Raw genomic sequence first — 16,543 nt, 5'->3', positions numbered from 1 at the left:
TGAGCCTTTCCCGGTGCGGCTACGGTGGTGCCGTGATGGATGTACGGCGCGCCGCGGAGCGCTATCCGGGAGGGGATCCGGCCTCGGGCATCGAGTCGCGCCACGCCTTCTCCTTCGGCCCGCACTACGACCCCGACAACCTCCGCTTCGGTGTGATGATCGCCTGCAACGAGGAGCGGCTCGCGCCCGGCGCCGGCTTCGACGAGCACCCGCACAGCCACACCGAGATCGTGACCTGGGTCGTCGAGGGCGAGCTCACCCACCGCGACTCCACCGGCCACGAGACCCGGGTCGGCCCCGGTGACGTCCAGCGGCTCAGCTCGGCGGGCGGCGTACGGCACGTCGAGCGCAACGACGCCGAGGTGCCCCTGACCTTCCTCCAGACCTGGCTGGCCCCGCTCTCGCCGGGCGGCGAGAGCGCGTACGAGATCGTCCACGGCATCGCCGACTCCACGCCGTACGCCGTGCCGGAGGCCGGCGCCATGCTCCATGTACGCCGGCTGGGCGCGGGCGAGCGGACGGCCGTACCGGACGGGGCGTATCTGTACGTGCATGTCGTGCGCGGCGCGGTGCGCCTGGACGGCGAGGAGCTGGGCGCCGGGGACGCGGCCCGCATCACGGACGCCAAGGACGTGGAGGCGGTGGGGGTGAGCGCGGCGGAGCTGCTGATGTGGGAGATGGCCGGCTAGCGGGTGATGTTCGAGATGCCCGATCGGTCGGGGCATCGTCAAATGGAGGTCTCGAACCCGCCCGGCAGAGAAGAGCCGAGCCCATGGCAAGACGCAAGGCCGAAGGGGGACGGGGCGATGCCCCGAAAAGTGGGGGACTGCGACGGCTCGGTGAGTGGTGTGCCCACCACTTCGTGATCGTGATCGTCGCCTGGGTCGTGGCGCTCGGCGTGCTCCAGGCTCTCAACCACATCCACGGCGGGGAGTACTCGGACAACTTCGCCCTGTCCGACGTGCAGTCCGAGGAGGGCCTGGACGTCCTCAAGGAGCACGATCCGCAGGCCGGCGGCTACAGCAGCCAGATCGTCATGCACGACGCGGACAAGCCCCTGACCTCGTTCGGCTCACAGATGTCGACCACCGTCGCCGACCTCCAGAAGCTGCCGCACGTGCTGAGCGTGCAGAACCCGCTGGAGGCCACCTCCTCCAAGGTCGGGCCGCTGTCCTCGGACGGGAAGACCGGCTACATCACCATCCGCTTCGACGAACAGCCCTCCCTCCTCGGCGACAGCTACCTGAACGGCGTCGACAACGCCGTGGAGCCGCTCAGACAGGCCGGCGTCGAGGTCGAGTACGGCGGATCGCTCGGCGAGCTGGAGCGGCCCGCCGGCAACGACCGGATCAGCGAGGCGATCGGGTTCGGTGTGGCCATCGTCGTCCTGCTGATCGGCTTCGGCAGCCTGATCGCCGCGTTCCTGCCGCTGATCTCCGCCCTGATCGCGGTGGTCGGCGGACTGGCCTGCCTCGGGCTGCTCGCCATCGCGTTCACCTTCGCCACCGTCTCGCCCACCCTGGCCACGATGATCGGCCTCGGGGTCGGCATCGACTACGCCCTCTTCCTGCTCACCCGGCACCGGCAGAACCTCATGGACGGCGCCGATCCGGTGCGCGCCGCGGGACACGCCGCCGCCACCAGCGGACGCGCGGTGCTGGTCTCCGGCACCACGGTGATCGTCGCCCTGATGGGCCTGTGGGTGTCCGGCGTGAGTTTCATCGGCCTGCTGGGCGTCGCCGCGGCCGTCACGGTCGTCTCCGCCGTCCTGGGCGCGCTGACCCTGGTCCCGGCCCTGCTGGGGCTGGTCGGCCACAACATCGACCGCTGGCACGTGCGCAGGCCCATCGCCGAGACCGAACCCGGAGGCGACATCTCGCAGGGCACCTGGCACCGCTATGCCAAGCGCGTGGAGCACCATCCGTGGCGGTATCTGTCCGCCGGCGTGGTCACCGTCGCGGTGCTGGCCATCCCCGTCTTCTCGATCCAGCTCGGCCACATCGGCGACGGCGCCGATCCCACGTCCTTCACCGACCGGCGGGCCTTCGACCTGATGACGGACGCCTTCGGCGCGGGCTCCAACGGGCCGCTCACCGTCGTCGTGGACCAGACGAACGTTCCGGACTCGCAGCGCTCCGACCTGGCCTCGAAGACCCAGCAGGCCCTGAACGACGCGTCCGGCACCTCTTTCGTCAGCCCACTGCAACCGACCCAGGACGGCGACGTCCTGGTCGGCACGGTCTACTCGTCGGTGTCCCCGCAGAACAAGGACACCACCAACCTCGTCAACCGGCTCTACGACCACACGCTCCCCGACGCGGCGTCCGGCACCGACGCCAAGGGCTACGTCACCGGGACCACGGCCGCCCAGGTCGACTTCCGCAACATCGTCGCCGAGCGGCTGCCGCTGATCATCCTCGTCGTGGTCGGCCTCGCCTTCCTGATCGTCCTCGCGGTCTTCCGCGGCCTGCTGGTCGCGGTGAAGGCGGCCGTCCTCAACGTCCTGTCGATCGCGGCCTCGTACGGCGTCGTGGTCGCCGTCTTCCAGTGGGGCTGGGGCGGGCCCGCGCTGGGCGTGCACGGCAAGGTGCCCATCGAGAGCTATGTGCCGATGATGATGTTCGCGATCATCTTCGGTCTGAGCATGGACTACGAGATCTTCCTGCTGTCCCGGGTGCACGAGGCGTGGAAGCGCACCGGGGACGCCAAGGACTCGGTCGCGCACGCGCTGGAGATCACCGCACGTGTGATCACCTGCGCGGCGCTGATCATGGTGAGCGTGTTCGCGGCCTTCATCATCAGCGACAACATCGTCGTCAAGATGCTGGGCCTGGGACTCGCCGTCAGTGTGCTCATCGACGCCACGGTGGTCCGGCTGCTCATGGTGCCCGCCGTGATGACGCTGCTGGGCGAGCACGCCTGGTGGACGCCCCGCTGGCTGGACAGGATCCTGCCGCACATCGACACCGAGGGCGCGGGCGAGGAACTCGGCGCCCTGCCGGAGCCCGGGTCGCCCAAGGACGGGTGACCGGGCCTACAGCCCCGCCAGCACCGCGTCCGTGAACGGCGGCCACACCTCGACCGCCCACGGCCCGAACGCCCGGTCCGTCAGCGCGACGCAGGCCGCGCCCGCCTCGGGGTCGAACCACAGGAACGTACCCGACTGCCCGAAGTGCCCGAAGGTGCGCGGCGAGGACGAGGCGCCCGTCCAGTGCGGGGACTTTCCGTCGCGGATCTCGAAGCCGAGACCCCAGTCGTTGGGGTTCTGGTGCCCGTACCCAGGCAGGACGCCCTTCGTCCCCGGGTACTGGACGGTCATCGCCTCGGCGACCGTGCGCGGGTCCAGCAGCCGGGGCGCCTGCACCTCGGCGGCGAACCGCAGCAGGTCCTCGACGCTCGACACGCCGTCCTTGGCCGGGGAGCCCTCCAGGGACGTGGCCGTCATGCCCAGCGGCTCCAGGACCGCCTGGCGCAGATACTCCGCGAACGGGATGTCCGTCGCCTTGGCCACATGGTCCCCGAGCTGCTCGAACCCGGCGTTGGAGTACAGCCGGCGCTCCCCGGGCGGGGCCGTCACCCGGTGCTCGTCGAAGGCCAGCCCCGAGGTGTGCGCGAGCAGGTGCCGCACCGTCGACCCCGCGGGCCCGGCCGGCTCGTCGAGCTCGACCGCGCCCTCCTCGTAGGCGACGAGGACCGCGTACGCGGCCAGCGGCTTGGTGACCGAGGCCAGTGGGAAGCGGTGCCCGACGGGACCGTGCGTACCCACGACCGTGCCGTCCGCGCGTACGACACCCGCCGCCGCGGTGGGCACGGGCCAGTTCTCGATCAGTGCGAGGCTCTGCAAGGACATGCCGTCGAGCCTATGCGGCCCGAAGGTGCCGGCGCATCGAGGGGTCGCGGGCGCGCGTGAGCCATAGTGATCCCGTCATGTCCCGCGGTTTTCTTACCGTTTCCGCTTGCTTGGAGCGCACTCCAAGGTCATAGCGTTGAGGTCATGACGGTGATGGAGACCACGAGTACCAGGACCGACACCTGCGCCGCCCCGCCGCACCCCCATCGGCGGCCCGCGGGCCAGGACAGCTACACGATCAGCGAGGTCGTCGCCTTCACCGGTCTGACGGCCCACACCCTGCGCTGGTACGAGCGGATCGGTCTGATGCCGCACGTCGACCGCTCCCACACGGGCCAGCGCCGCTACAGCAACCGGGACCTGGACTGGCTCGACCTCGTCGGCAAGCTGCGGCTGACCGGCATGCCCGTCGCCGACATGGTCCGGTACGCCGAGCTGGTGCGCGAGGGCGACCACACCTTCGGCGAGCGCTTCGAACTGCTGGAGACGACCCGGCGCGACGTCCTCGCGCGGATCGCCGAGCTCCAGGACACGCTCGCCGTGCTCGACCGGAAGATCAGTTTCTACGCGGACGCAGGGCGTCTGTTCGAGCAGGAGAAGACGGAGAACGCGGTATGACCGACAGCAGGATCGCGACGGCACGACTCGGCGCGACCGGACCCGAGGTCGGAGTCCAGGGCCTCGGCTGCATGGGCATGAGCTTCGCGTACGGCCCGTCGGACGCGGACGAGTCCAGGGCGACCCTGGAGCGGGCCCTGGAACTGGGCGTCACGCTGTACGACACGGCGGACGCGTACGGGGCGGGGGAGAACGAGAAGTTCCTCTCCCCGTTCTTCCGGGCCCACCGCGACGAGCTGGTGATCGCCACGAAGTTCGCCCTGGCGATCCACCCCGAGGACCCGACCAGGCGGATCATCCGCAACGACGCGCCCTACATACGCCAGTGCGTCGAGGCGAGCCTGAAGCGCCTGGACGTCGACGTGATCGACCTCTACTACATGCACCGCCGCGACGTGAAAGTCCCCCTGGAGGAGACCGTCGGCGTCATGGCGGAGCTGGTCCGCGAGGGCAAGATCAAGCAACTGGGCCTCAGCGAGGTGACGGGGGACGAGCTGCGCACCGCGCACGCCGTGCACCCGATCGCGGCCGTGCAGTCCGAGTGGTCGCTGTTCAGCCGTGACATCGAGGCGAAGGTGGTGCCGGCCGCCCGGGAACTGGGCGTGACCCTGGTGCCGTACTCCCCGCTCGGCCGCGGCTTCCTCACCGGCTCCTTCGCCAAGGCCGAGGACCTCACCGCCGACGACTTCCGCCGCCAGCAGCCCCGCTACACCGGCGAGAACGCCGCGGCCAACGCCGCCCTCCTGGACCCGATCCGCACGGTCGCCGAGGCCCACGGAGCGACGCTCGGACAGATCGCCCTGGCCTGGGTCCAGCAGCGCGCATCGGTGCACGGCCTCCCGATCGTCCCGATCCCGGGCACCCGCAAGCCGTCCCGCGTCGAGGAGAACACGGCGGCGACCCGGATCGTCCTGACCGAGGAGGAGCTGGCGCTGCTGGAGCCGATCGCATCGAAGGTGGCCGGAGACAGGTACGCGGACATGCGGTTCGCTTCGGCGGGCAGGGAGTAGCACGCCCCACCGAGGCGGAGAGCCGCGGCCTTTCGAGGAGGAAAGCCGCGGCGCTCCGAGGCGCCGGGATCTGCAACTCCCTCAGGGGCGCGGGGAACTGCGCGACCGGCCCCCACCGACCCGCACCCGCCGAACGACCAGTACCCGGCAGAAGGCGAAGCCCTAAAGCTCCGCCAGCAACTCCGCCTTCTTGGACGAGAACTCCTCGTCCGTCACGAGCCCCGCTTCATGGAGCTCGCCCAGATGCCGGATCCTCTCCGCGATGTCGGCCGGATCGCGCCTCGGCGCACTGGCCGGCACCGCGGCGACCGGCCCACGCCTCCGCACGGCCGACAGAACCGCCGCCGCGAACGGCAACGACTCGTGCACAGGCCCGTACCCGAGCCCGAACACGACGGCCGCCGGATCCTGATCCGCCTGCGCCGGCTGTCCGTCCGCCGAGTCCCGCCGCAGCAGCCGTAGATGCCCCTCGAACACCTCCGGCGACCGCCACTCCACGCCGCTCAGCTCGGCCACCGGGAAACTCTGGTCCCCGGCCTTCCACTTCGCCGAGGACGCACCGGTCCAAAACCACCTGAAACGGACGATTTTGCCGTCAAAGGTGGCTTTCGCGTCATACGCCTTGAAGTGCATCGGCACCTCGGGCGCCCCCACGAGGAACTCCTCCGCCGGCCCGGACTCCGTAAGCTGCGCCCGCAGTTCGTCGCCGTAGTACTCGGCCAGCGTCTCGCGCTCCGCGGGCAGCACCAGCCGGTACGGGTCGCCGCTCTCCTTCAACTGCCCTGCCGCCGCCTCCAGCAGCGGATCTGCGCCGGGCCTGGGCTCGATGCACAGGGCGACGGTTCCGCGTTTGCCGTGCGTCAGCGTCACCGCACCGATCGCCGCATAGGGAACACGACGCTCACCGAGCGCCTGAAAGAGCTTAGGTGTTCGAATCCCCCGTTCGTAACGGATGAGCACGGAGTCGGACTCGAACTCCCAGGCGGCATGAAATCCGGCCAGTACGTCACCCATGCGGCTCATCGTATGCGGCACGTGCTCCTCCGTCGCCACCTCGCGCACACCGCAATTCCTGCGCGTCTACGCGCGTCCGGCCGACGCCGTGTCGGACAAACCCGCCCGACAGGCCTCGGCATCGTGTGCGCAGCGCACCGCGTGGTATGCGCCAACGCCGATCTCGGCGAAGTTCGCCACACTCTCCGTGCCCGGCTCGAAATAACCGGCGTGGCCCTTCGCGTCCCACGCCGACAGCACCCGGGCGCCGAAAGCCGAGGACACCGGGTCCTCCCCGTGCCCCAGCCCGCCGACCTCCAGATACGGCACGTCCTGCACCCAGTCGTCCGCGTCCCGCATCGCCCACACGCGTGCGGACGTACCCAGCTGGGAAGCCTTCGCGACCCGCATCCCGGGGCTGCCGGCCACCGCTATGTCGGCCACCCGCTCCGGCAGCGCGGGCGCGGCGAGGCCGCACAGCACCGAGCCGTAGCTGTGGCAGAACAGGGAGACGGGCGAACTGCCGGGCAGGCCCCGCACCAGCGCGTTCAGCCGTACGGCTCCCGACTGGGCCCGCATCGCGGTCGCCGAGTCGATGCCGAGCCCGTTCGGCGCGGTGTAGTCGGCCCAGGCGATCACGGCCGTGCGTGTCGTCGAGTCGGCCTCGCGCTCGGCCGCGTACAGCGACTCGGCCATGCCGACCGGTGCCGTGTACTTGCGGTTGGTGCGCTGGAAGGTGAGCAGATCGGTGTCGACGCCGGGGACGACGACCGAGATCCGCTCGGCCCTGGTCAGGTCTCCGAACACCTCGGCGGCCCGCCCGGAGCCGTCCGGATCGAAGGCGAGGATGTGCCGTTGCGGCCGCATCATGTCCTCGAAGCGATGCATACGGCGGCCCGCCTCGCGCTGCCCGTCGGGCGTGAGCCGTTTGTCGTGCATGCGTTTGCGCTCGACGTCACGGGCGTCGTCGAGCGCGAAGCGGTTCGCGCGGTAGCGCAGCTCGACCGGCGCGCCGTTCATGTTGCCGACCGCGAGCGAATAGCGGTCGGCGAGGCTCGTGCGCTGTGCGTCGGTGAGCGAGGCGAAGAACCGGGCGAGCCGCGTGGGGGAGGAGTTCACGGCCGGCAGTTCGTGCCCGGCGATGCTGCCGCGCTCCCAGGCGCTGATCGAGGCCTGGAGCGGAGCGGAGCCGCGGTGGTGTCGCAGGGCGGTCCAACCGGTGGTCGCCAGCATCACGAACACCACGGCCAGCGCGAGAAGAGCGCGCCAGACGTTCAGTTGCGGGGAGGTGTCGAAGGAAGTCACTGGGAGGACACACTAGGAGAACGGGAGGGTCTCGCGTTAACCAAGTGACAGGTATCACGTTTCGATCACAGCGCTGCGAACACGCCCATGACCTCAGTGTGTTCGCCAGCTCTCGCTGAGTGCGGGGCCGATCTGCTCGAGATACGAGACGGTCAGTGCCCGCATCGCGTCGAGGCTGAAGTCCTCTCCCGTACTCCACTGACGCTCCGTCAGTCGCATCACCCCGCCGAACACGGCCACCGTCAGGCGCGGCCGCGGATCGGTGTCCGGGTCGACGCCCTCGCGCTCGGCGAGGATGAGCGCGATGGCCTCCTCGATCTCGACGGACCGGCGCAGATGGGCGGCGAGCAGCACGGGCGTCGACTCCACCACCTGGTACATGCGCAGGTAGAGCTCGACCGGCGCGACGGCCTCGATCACGTCGTTCAGCGTGTCCCAGCCCTCCAGGACCGCCTGCCGCAGCGCCTCCATGGGCGGCTCGTGCGCCGGGCGGGCGCGCACCGCGTCCAGGAAGTGCGCCACGGTCATGTCCTGGAGCGCCAGGGCGGCCTCCTCCTTGCCGGCGAAGTACCGGAAGAACGTGCGCTGCGACACATCGACGGCCGCGGCGATGTCGTCGACGGTCGTGTGCTCATAGCCCTGGCTGGTGAAGAGCTCCAGCGCGGTACGCAGCAGCGAGTCCCGGGTGCGCTGCTTCTTGCGTTCGCGCAGTGTTTCCATAGGTGTCAGTTACCGACTTGTGAATTGGTTTGTCAATTGTCAGCGGCTGTCATTAGCCTCGAACACATGACTAGTCAGACCACCATCGACAAGACGGGGTCGGGGGGCGACGCACCGGCGGTCCCGTCGGACGCGGCACCGGCCAAGGGGCTTCGCGGGCACCCTTGGTTCACCCTCATCACCGTCGCGGTCGGGGTCATGATGGTGGCCCTCGACGGCACCATCGTGGCCATCGCCAACCCGGCCATCCAGAAGGACCTCGGCGCCACCTTCGCCGAGGTGCAGTGGATCACCAACGGCTACTTCCTCGCCCTCGCGGTCTCCCTGATCACCGCGGGCAAGCTCGGTGACCGCTTCGGGCACCGCCAGACCTTCCTGATCGGCGTGGTCGGCTTCGCCGCCGCCTCCGGTGCCATCGGCATGTCCGACAGCATCGCGCTGGTCGTCACCTTCCGTGTCTTCCAGGGCCTGTTCGGCGCGCTGCTCATGCCGGCCGCGCTCGGCCTGCTGCGTGCCACCTTCCCGGCCGAGAAGCTCAACATGGCCATCGGCATCTGGGGCATGGTCATCGGCGCCTCGACCGCCGGCGGCCCGATCCTCGGCGGCGTCCTCGTCGAGCACGTCAACTGGCAGTCGGTGTTCTTCATCAACGTGCCGGTCGGCATCCTCGCCGTCGTCCTCGGTGTGCTGATCCTGCTCGACCACCGTGCCGAGAAGGCCCCGCGCTCCTTCGACATCCTGGGCATCGCCCTGCTGTCCGCCGCGATGTTCTGCCTGGTCTGGGCGCTCATCAAGGCCCCCGAGTGGGGCTGGGGCGACGGCAAGACGTGGGCGTTCATAGCCGCCTCGGTGATCGGCTTCGCGCTCTTCGGCTTCTGGGAGACGAAGGTCCGCGAACCGCTGATCCCGCTCGCGCTGTTCCGCTCGGTCCCGCTGTCCGCGGGTGTCGTCCTGATGGTCCTGATGGCCATCGCCTTCATGGGCGGCCTGTTCTTCGTGACGTTCTACCTCCAGAACGTCCACGGCATGAGCCCGATCGACGCGGGCCTGCACCTGCTGCCGCTCACCGGCATGATGATCGTCGGCTCCCCGCTCGCGGGCGCGATGATCACCAAGTTCGGCCCGCGGGTCCCGCTGGCCGGCGGCATGGCCCTCACCGCGATCGCCATGTACGGCATGTCCACGCTTCAGACGGACACCGGCAGCGGCATCATGTCGGTCTGGTTCGCCCTGCTCGGCCTCGGCCTCGCGCCGGTCATGGTCGGCGCCACCGAGGTCATCGTCGGCAACGCGCCCATGGAGCTGTCCGGTGTGGCCGGCGGTCTCCAGCAGGCCGCGATGCAGATCGGCGGCAGCCTCGGTACGGCCGTCCTCGGCGCCGTCATGGCCTCCAAGGTCGACAGCGACCTCGCCGGCAACTGGGCGGACGCCGGGCTCCCGGCGCTCACCCCGGCCCAGGAGGCCCAGGCCTCCGAGGCGGTCCAGGTGGGTGTGGCCCCGGTCGCGCCGGGCACGCCGGACGCCGTCGTCACGAAGATCACGGACGTGGCGCACGACACGTTCATCTCCGGCATGAGCCTCGCCTCCCTCGTCGCCGCCGGTGTGGCGCTCGTGGCGGTCGCGGTCGCGTTCCTCACCAAGCGCGGCGAGAACGCGGAAGCCGGAGCGGGCGCCGCGCACATCTGACGCGCCCAGGGCGCCGGTTGGACTCGTCGGGAGGGATCCGGGCGTTGGTTCCCCTATCAGGGTGACAACGCCGAAGATCCCTCCCGATCGGCATTCGCCGCAGGTCACAGTGGGTCAAGCCAGGGCCTGCGGCGCGCTGCCGGAGGGGGTCAGCGCGCCGGGGTCCGGACATCGAGGCATGAAGCGCGTGCCGTGGGTACCCGCCAAGTCGAACGCCGACTCAGGGAGTTGACGATGGCAGGCTTCGGACACAGCACGCGCAGGCACCCCCGCTCACGTGGCCGGACGTGGTCACGGACCGGGCCGGACCGCGCGACTCTGGGAATCATCGGAGCCATCTGCGCGATCGCCGGTTTCTTCGTACTGGGCATCATCCTCGGCCCGGTGGCGATCGCCTGCGGCTGGCTGTCCATGGGCCGCACCTGGTCCGGGTCTCGCCACGTCTCGGCGTTGGTCGCGGTGGTGCTGGGCGCGATAGACACACTGCTGGCGATCATCTGGCTGGCGGGCGCGGCTTCGCCGGGCGGCGGGCTGTTCTGAGCGGTCCCGCTGGAGTCCGGTGCCGTGGCGCCCCGTAAGGGGCGCGGGGAACCGCGCGACCAGCCCCACCGGCCCGCAGACGCATCACAGTCCTCGGGTCTGTACGTCCGAGGGCGGCTGCGGGTCAGGGGCTGATCGCGCCGTTCCCCGCGCTCCTGGGGCCGGCACACTCACATCGGCCCCGGACAGCGCCGCGACCTCCGCCCGCAGTGCCCGGACCTCCTCCGTGAGCACGCGTATCGCCTCGGTCTGGCGGCGCTCTTCGACGTCGTCCATCTCGAACCGGGCTATGAACCACGCGGCGATGTTCGCGGTGACCACACCGAGCAGAGCGATGCCGGAGAGCATCAGCCCGACGGCGAGCATCCGCCCCACCCCCGTGGTCGGGGCGTGATCGCCGTACCCCACGGTCGTCATCGTCGTGAACGACCACCACACCGCGTCACCCAGCGTCTTGATGTTCCCGTTCGGTGAGTCCCGTTCGACGGACAGCACCGCCAGCGAGCCGAACATCATCAGCCCGACCACGGCGCCGGCGACATACGTGGTGAGCCGTATCTGGGACGCCATCCGCGCCCGCTGCCCCACCAGCAGCAGCGTCGACACCAGCCGCAGCAGCCGCAACGGCTGTATCAGCGGCAGCAGCACCGCGCCGAGGTCCAGCCAGTGCGACCGTACGAAGTCCCGCCGTCGCTCGGCGAGCGCCAGCCGGACCACGTAGTCCAGCGCGAACGCGCCCCACACCACCCACTCCACCGCGAGGCACGTGTCCACGACCACGCGGCTCGCGTCGGGCCGGACGATCGGCACCGCATAGGCCACGGCGAACGCCAGGGCCAGACCGAACAGGGGCCGCTGGGCGTGCCGCTCCCAGCGCAACTGCGCCACCGCTTGCTTCATGGCCGCATCGTAGGAAATGTGAAGGGGTGGTGTATCCCCTGGTCACCCACGGGAACACCACCCCTTCTGGCGGTTGACGGACGCTACGCGTCGCCTCCCGCGGCGCCCGGGTCCGCCGCCGACACATCGAGCAGCTGGTAGCGGTCGATCGCCTGCTTCAGCGCCGACCGGTCCACCTTGCCCTCCTTGGCCAGCTCGGTCAGCACCCCGACCACGATCGACTGGGCGTCGATGTGGAAGAAGCGGCGGGCCGCGCCACGGGTGTCCGCGAAGCCGAAGCCGTCCGCGCCCAGCGACTGGTAGGTGCCCGGCACCCAGCGCGCGATCTGGTCCGGCACCGACCGCATCCAGTCGGAGACGGCCACGAACGGCCCCTCGGCCCCGCTCAGCTTCCGGGTCACGTACGGCACCCGCTGCTCCTCCTCGGGATGCAGCAGGTTGTGCTCCTCGCACTCCACGGCCTCGCGCCGCAGCTCGTTCCAGGACGTCGCCGACCAGACGTCGGCCTTGACGTTCCACTCCTCGGCGAGGATCTTCTGCGCCTCGATCGCCCACGGGACGGCGACACCCGAGGCCATGATCTGCGCCGGGATCGACCCCGCGGTGCCCTCGCTCAGCCGGTGGACGCCCTTGAGGATGCCCTCGACGTCGACGCTCGTAGGCTCGGCCGGGTGCTGGATGGGCTCGTTGTAGACGGTGAGGTAGTAGAAGACGTCCTCGCCGTGCGGGTGCTCGGCGTCGCCGCCGTACATCCGGCGCAGACCGTCCTGCACGATGTGCGCGATCTCGTACGAGTAGGCAGGGTCGTAGGCGACACAGCCCGGGTTCGTGGAGGCGAGCAGCTGGGAGTGGCCGTCCGCGTGCTGGAGGCCCTCGCCGGTCAGGGTCGTACGGCCGGCGGTCGCACCCAGTACGAAACCGCGCGCCAGCTGGTCCGACATCTGCCAGAACTGGTCGCCGGTGCGCTGGAAACCGAACATCGAGTAGAAGACGTACACCGGGATCAGCGGCTCGCCGTGTGTGGCGTACGCCGAGCCCGCCGCGATCAGCGAGGCCGTGCAGCCGGCCTCCGAGATGCCGTCGTGCAGCATCTGGCCCTGCGGCGACTCCTTGTACGCGAGCAGCAGATCACGGTCGACCGACTCGTACTGCTGGCCGAGCGGGTTGTAGATCTTCGCACTCGGGAAGAAGGAGTCCATGCCGAACGTGCGGTACTCGTCCGGCGCGATCAGCACGAACCGCTTGCCGATCTCCTTGTCCCGCATGAGGTCCTTGAGGAGCCGGACGAAGGCCATGGTCGTCGCGATGGACTGGTGGCCCGAGCCCTTCTTCACGGTCGCGTACGTCTTGTCGTCCGGCAGCGCCAGCGGCTGGGAGCGCACCACACGCGTCGGGACGTAACCGCCGAGCCCCTTGCGGCGGTCGTGCATGTACTGGATCTCCTCGGAGTCGCGCCCCGGGTGGTAGTACGGCGGCGCTCCGCTGTCCAGGTCCTTGTCGGCGATCGGCAGGTGCAGCCGGTCGCGGAAGCGCTTGAGGTCGTCGACCGTCAGCTTCTTCATCTGGTGCGTGGCGTTGCGGCCCTCGAAGTTGGGACCGAGGGTCCAGCCCTTGATCGTCTTGGCGAGGATCACCGTCGGCTGGCCCTTGTGCGCCTTGGCCGCCGAGAAGGCCGCGAAGATCTTCTTGTGGTCGTGACCGCCGCGGCCCAGGTGCAGGATCTGGTCGTCGGTCATGCCCTCGACCATCGTGCGCAGCCGCTGGTCGTCGCCGAAGAAGTGGTCGCGGATGTACGCGCCCGTCTCGGTGGCGTACGTCTGGAACTGGCCGTCCGGCGTGGTGTTCATGCGGTTGACCAGCAGGCCGTCGCGGTCCTGGGCGAGCAGCGGGTCCCAGGTGCGGTCCCAGATGAGCTTGATCACGTTCCAGCCGGCGCCGCGGAAGATCGACTCCAGCTCCTGGATGACCTTGCCGTTGCCCCGCACCGGGCCGTCGAGGCGCTGGAGGTTGCAGTTCACCACGAAGGTCAGGTTGTCCAGGCCCTCACGGGCGGCGATGGACAGCTGGCCGAGCGACTCCGGCTCGTCCATCTCGCCGTCGCCGAGGAACGCCCACACGTGCGACTTGGAGGTGTCCGCGATGCCGCGCGCCTCCATGTAGCGGTTCATCCGCGCCTGGTAGATCGCGCCGATCGGGCCGAGGCCCATCGACACGGTCGGGAACTCCCAGAAGTCCGGCATCAGCCGCGGGTGCGGGTAGGAGGACAGTCCGTACGGCGCCTTCGACTTCTCCTGGCGGAACGCGTCGAGGTTCTGCTCGCTGAGGCGGTCCAGCAGGAACGCGCGCGCGTAGATGCCCGGGGAGGCGTGGCCCTGGAAGAAGACCTGGTCGCCGCCGTCGCCCTCGTCCTTGCCCCGGAAGAAGTGGTTGAAGCCCACGTCGTAGAGGGAGGCGGAGGAGGCGAAGGTGGCGATGTGACCGCCGACGCCGATGCCGGGGCGCTGTGCCCTGGACACCATCACCGCGGCGTTCCACCGGGTGGCGTTGAGGATCTTGCGCTCGATCTCCTCGTTGCCCGGGAAGAACGGCTCGTCCCTGGTCGCGATGGTGTTGACGTAGTCCGTGCTGCGCATCTCGGGCACGGCCACGCGCTTCTCACGCGCCCGCTCGATCAGCCGCAACATCAGATAGCGGGCCCGCTCCCGGCCGCGCTCGTCCACGGCGGCGTCGAGCGAATCGAGCCACTCCTGGGTTTCCTCGGGATCGAAGTCAGGAACCTGACTCGGAAGGCCGCCAATGATGATCGGGTTGCGATCTGATCCGGAAGCCACGCTGTTCCTTACCTGTCAGAGGGCCGTATTTCTGGGTGTCTGCACCGCTCCCCATCGTGTACCTCGGGGCGCCAAACGTCATCTCTACTGTTAGGTAACCGGCGCTTCGTGAACGGTGGAGTACCCAGTCATGGTTCCCAAACTCACAAAGGGGGCAGATTGGTGTGGTGCGCGTCACCTTGAGACCATGAGGGTGTGCCTGGAGTTGCGGTGACACGTTCAGGATCGTCACCGTTTCGGCGGTCTGAACGGCCGGGTACTTGCGCGATCCGTCCCGCCCGTGTGGACTACGGCCAATGCTTCGCGCACGCGCGTGGCTGAGTTATTCCCAAGACATGATCAGGAGGCAACCCGTGAGCGCGACCGCGGACCACGCGGAGGAGCGGACGAGCCCTGCCGTCAGGCTGGGGTTCCAGCCCGAGCAGGTGGTCCAGGAGATCGGCTTCGACGACGACGTCGACCAGGAGCTCCGCGAGTCCATTGAGGAAGTCATCGGCAGCCAGCTGGTGGACGAGGAGTACGACGACGTCGCAGACGCCGTGGTGCTGTGGTTCCGCGACGAGGACGGCGACCTGACGGATGCGCTGGTGGATGCCACCACGTACATCGAAGAAGGTGGCTCGATCCTGCTCCTCACACCGAAGACCGGCCGTGACGGCTACGTGGAGCCCAGCGACATCTCCGAAGCCGCGACCACGGCGGGACTGTCGGCGTCCAAGAGCGTCAGCGTCGGCAAGGACTGGAGCGGCAGCCGGCTGGTGACGCCCAAGGCCGCCAAGTCCAAGAAGTAACCGGTGGCTGTGCCGGGTCGGGCCGAGGAGCCCGGCCCGGCCTTCTGCGCTGCGCGCGGTGGCCGCTGCATAGGGTGGGTCCCACCCGAACAGCCCCACCGAAGGGACATCCACGAAGATGGCGATCCAGGTCGGCGACAAGGCCCCCGACTTCGAGCTCAAGGACAACCACGGCGCCACCGTGAAGCTCTCCGACTTCCGTGGTTCCCAGAACGTCGTCCTGCTCTTCTACCCCTTCGCCTTCACCGGCGTGTGCACGGGCGAGCTGTGCGAGGTCCGCGACAACCTCCCGAAGTTCTCCGACCGCGACACCCAGGTGCTCGCCGTCTCCAACGACTCCATCCACACCCTGCGCGTCTTCGGCGAGCAGGAGGGCCTGGAATACCCGCTGCTCAGCGACTTCTGGCCGCACGGCGAGGTCAGCCGGGCCTACGGCGTCTTCGCGGAGGACAAGGGCTGCGCGGTGCGCGGCACCTTCGTCATCGACAAGGAGGGCGTCGTCCGCTGGACCGTCGTCAACGCCCTGCCGGACGCGCGTGACCTGAACGAGTACGTCGCGGCGCTAGACACCCTCTGACCCCTCCCGTGACCGACACCTGTGATTCTTCGGCACCAAGCCATGCGAGCCACGGGAACCCGTCACTAGGATCGAGTCGTTGATCCGATATCAAACGCACGGCGGGGCTCCCCGCCCCTGGACACCAATGGAGGACTCGTGGGAGTCAGCCTCAGCAAGGGCGGCAACGTATCACTGAGCAAGGAAGCGCCCGGCCTGACCGCGGTCATCGTCGGTCTGGGGTGGGACGTGCGCACCACGACGGGCACGGACTTCGACCTCGACGCCAGCGCGCTGCTGCTGAACAACACGGGCAAGGTCGGCAGCGATGCCAACTTCGTGTTCTTCAACAACCTCAAGAGCTCCGACGGCTCGGTCGAGCACACCGGCGACAACCTCACCGGTGAGGGCGAGGGCGACGACGAGCAGATCAAGGTCAACCTCGCGGGCGTCCCGGCCGACATCGAGAAGATCGTCTTCCCGGTCTCGATCTACGACGCCGAGAACCGTCAGCAGTCCTTCGGCCAGGTGCGCAACGCGTTCATCCGTGTCGTGAACCAGGCCGGCGGCGCCGAGATCGCTCGCTACGACCTCAGCGAGGACGCGTCCACCGAGACCGCCATGGTCTTCGGCGAGCTGTACCGCCACGGTGCGGAGTGGAAGTTCCGCGCCATCGGCCAGGGCTACGCGTCGGGCCTGCGCGGCATCGCGCAGGACTTCGGTGTGAACGTCTGAGTTCGGCA

At 69.3% G+C, this 16,543-nt stretch carries 15 protein-coding genes; 9 read left to right on the top strand and 6 right to left on the bottom strand.

The window, feature by feature from the left end; genetic code table 11:
• The first annotated feature begins 35 nt into the window (after nucleotides 1-35).
• Both PGH47_RS13110 and PGH47_RS13105 read left to right on the top strand, forming a co-directional pair.
• Nucleotides 36-689 (top strand): pirin family protein, encoded by a 654-nt coding sequence (locus PGH47_RS13110; RefSeq protein ID WP_271668044.1) that lies wholly within the window; start codon nucleotides 36-38, stop codon nucleotides 687-689.
• An 83-nt stretch (nucleotides 690-772) separates the two neighbouring features.
• Nucleotides 773-3,028 (top strand): MMPL family transporter, encoded by a 2,256-nt coding sequence (locus PGH47_RS13105; protein ID WP_271663570.1) that lies wholly within the window; start codon nucleotides 773-775, stop codon nucleotides 3,026-3,028.
• A 6-nt stretch (nucleotides 3,029-3,034) separates the two neighbouring features.
• Here PGH47_RS13105 and PGH47_RS13100 read toward each other — a convergent pair whose 3' ends face one another.
• Nucleotides 3,035-3,850, bottom strand: a complete 816-nt coding sequence (locus PGH47_RS13100) for a serine hydrolase domain-containing protein (protein ID WP_125523751.1) — start codon at nucleotides 3,848-3,850, stop codon at nucleotides 3,035-3,037.
• 144 nt (nucleotides 3,851-3,994) lie between these two features.
• Here PGH47_RS13100 and PGH47_RS13095 point away from each other — a divergent pair, with 144 nt between their 5' ends.
• Both PGH47_RS13095 and PGH47_RS13090 read left to right on the top strand, forming a co-directional pair.
• The gene (locus PGH47_RS13095; protein ID WP_271663569.1) at nucleotides 3,995-4,468 is read left to right on the top strand and encodes a MerR family transcriptional regulator; all 474 of its coding nucleotides are present in this window, start codon (nucleotides 3,995-3,997) and stop codon (nucleotides 4,466-4,468) included.
• Complete coding sequence (locus PGH47_RS13090; protein ID WP_271663568.1) at nucleotides 4,465-5,478, top strand: aldo/keto reductase; 1,014 nt, start codon at nucleotides 4,465-4,467, stop codon at nucleotides 5,476-5,478. The genes PGH47_RS13095 and PGH47_RS13090 overlap by 4 nt, the downstream gene beginning before the upstream one ends.
• Before the next feature lie 162 nt (nucleotides 5,479-5,640).
• Here the strand turns inward: PGH47_RS13090 and PGH47_RS13085 are convergent, their stop codons facing one another.
• From PGH47_RS13085 to PGH47_RS13075, 3 genes are all read right to left on the bottom strand, one after another.
• A complete protein-coding gene (locus PGH47_RS13085; RefSeq protein WP_271668043.1) occupies nucleotides 5,641-6,501 on the bottom strand; it encodes a DUF4429 domain-containing protein in 861 nt (286 codons plus the stop codon).
• Nucleotides 6,502-6,558: 57 nt separating this feature from the next.
• Nucleotides 6,559-7,776 (bottom strand): alpha/beta hydrolase, encoded by a 1,218-nt coding sequence (locus PGH47_RS13080; RefSeq protein WP_271663567.1) that lies wholly within the window; start codon nucleotides 7,774-7,776, stop codon nucleotides 6,559-6,561.
• Nucleotides 7,777-7,869: 93 nt separating this feature from the next.
• A complete protein-coding gene (locus PGH47_RS13075; RefSeq protein WP_271663566.1) occupies nucleotides 7,870-8,496 on the bottom strand; it encodes a TetR family transcriptional regulator in 627 nt (208 codons plus the stop codon).
• 66 nt (nucleotides 8,497-8,562) lie between these two features.
• Between PGH47_RS13075 and PGH47_RS13070 the strand changes: the two genes are divergently transcribed.
• Together PGH47_RS13070 and PGH47_RS13065 are read left to right on the top strand one after the other, a co-directional pair.
• On the top strand, nucleotides 8,563-10,182 hold the full coding sequence (locus PGH47_RS13070) for an MFS transporter (protein WP_214331608.1): 1,620 nt from the start codon (nucleotides 8,563-8,565) through the stop codon (nucleotides 10,180-10,182).
• Between the two features lie 234 nt (nucleotides 10,183-10,416).
• Entirely contained in the window at nucleotides 10,417-10,722 is a 306-nt protein-coding gene (locus tag PGH47_RS13065) for a small hydrophobic protein (protein WP_271663565.1), read from the top strand.
• Nucleotides 10,723-10,806: 84 nt separating this feature from the next.
• Here PGH47_RS13065 and PGH47_RS13060 read toward each other — a convergent pair whose 3' ends face one another.
• Both PGH47_RS13060 and aceE read right to left on the bottom strand, forming a co-directional pair.
• A complete protein-coding gene (locus tag PGH47_RS13060; RefSeq protein ID WP_271663564.1) occupies nucleotides 10,807-11,622 on the bottom strand; it encodes a potassium channel family protein in 816 nt (271 codons plus the stop codon).
• 83 nt (nucleotides 11,623-11,705) lie between these two features.
• On the bottom strand, nucleotides 11,706-14,453 hold the full coding sequence (gene aceE, locus PGH47_RS13055) for a pyruvate dehydrogenase (acetyl-transferring), homodimeric type (RefSeq protein WP_271663563.1): 2,748 nt from the start codon (nucleotides 14,451-14,453) through the stop codon (nucleotides 11,706-11,708).
• 353 nt (nucleotides 14,454-14,806) lie between these two features.
• On the opposite strand from aceE, the gene PGH47_RS13050 reads away from it, so the two are divergent.
• From PGH47_RS13050 to PGH47_RS13040, 3 genes are all read left to right on the top strand, one after another.
• A complete protein-coding gene (locus PGH47_RS13050; protein WP_269639882.1) occupies nucleotides 14,807-15,244 on the top strand; it encodes a DUF3052 domain-containing protein in 438 nt (145 codons plus the stop codon).
• 118 nt (nucleotides 15,245-15,362) lie between these two features.
• Complete coding sequence (locus PGH47_RS13045; RefSeq protein ID WP_269639883.1) at nucleotides 15,363-15,821, top strand: peroxiredoxin; 459 nt, start codon at nucleotides 15,363-15,365, stop codon at nucleotides 15,819-15,821.
• A gap of 138 nt (nucleotides 15,822-15,959) precedes the next feature.
• Entirely contained in the window at nucleotides 15,960-16,535 is a 576-nt protein-coding gene (locus PGH47_RS13040; protein WP_030944541.1) for a TerD family protein, read from the top strand.
• The last annotated feature ends 8 nt before the right edge of the window (nucleotides 16,536-16,543 follow it).

The organism is Streptomyces sp. HUAS 31 (genome assembly GCF_028198125.1).
GTDB classification, from domain to species: Bacteria; Actinomycetota; Actinomycetes; order Streptomycetales; family Streptomycetaceae; genus Streptomyces; species Streptomyces chartreusis.
This window is presented reverse-complemented; position numbering and strand designations above follow the sequence as displayed.

What these genes read in the sequence shown, in the direction of transcription:
- PGH47_RS13110 (WP_271668044.1), top strand. Translation starts at nt 36, where the DNA reads ATGGATGTACGGCGCGCCGCGGAGCGCTATCCGGGAGGGGATCCGGCC.
- PGH47_RS13060 (WP_271663564.1), bottom strand. Translation starts at nt 11,622, where the DNA reads ATGAAGCAAGCGGTGGCGCAGTTGCGCTGGGAGCGGCACGCCCAGCGG.
- PGH47_RS13085 (WP_271668043.1), bottom strand. Translation starts at nt 6,501, where the DNA reads ATGAGCCGCATGGGTGACGTACTGGCCGGATTTCATGCCGCCTGGGAG.
- PGH47_RS13090 (WP_271663568.1), top strand. Translation starts at nt 4,465, where the DNA reads ATGACCGACAGCAGGATCGCGACGGCACGACTCGGCGCGACCGGACCC.
- PGH47_RS13075 (WP_271663566.1), bottom strand. Translation starts at nt 8,496, where the DNA reads ATGGAAACACTGCGCGAACGCAAGAAGCAGCGCACCCGGGACTCGCTG.
- PGH47_RS13070 (WP_214331608.1), top strand. Translation starts at nt 8,563, where the DNA reads ATGACTAGTCAGACCACCATCGACAAGACGGGGTCGGGGGGCGACGCA.
- PGH47_RS13105 (WP_271663570.1), top strand. Translation starts at nt 773, where the DNA reads ATGGCAAGACGCAAGGCCGAAGGGGGACGGGGCGATGCCCCGAAAAGT.
- PGH47_RS13045 (WP_269639883.1), top strand. Translation starts at nt 15,363, where the DNA reads ATGGCGATCCAGGTCGGCGACAAGGCCCCCGACTTCGAGCTCAAGGAC.
- PGH47_RS13095 (WP_271663569.1), top strand. Translation starts at nt 3,995, where the DNA reads ATGACGGTGATGGAGACCACGAGTACCAGGACCGACACCTGCGCCGCC.
- PGH47_RS13100 (WP_125523751.1), bottom strand. Translation starts at nt 3,850, where the DNA reads ATGTCCTTGCAGAGCCTCGCACTGATCGAGAACTGGCCCGTGCCCACC.
- PGH47_RS13065 (WP_271663565.1), top strand. Translation starts at nt 10,417, where the DNA reads ATGGCAGGCTTCGGACACAGCACGCGCAGGCACCCCCGCTCACGTGGC.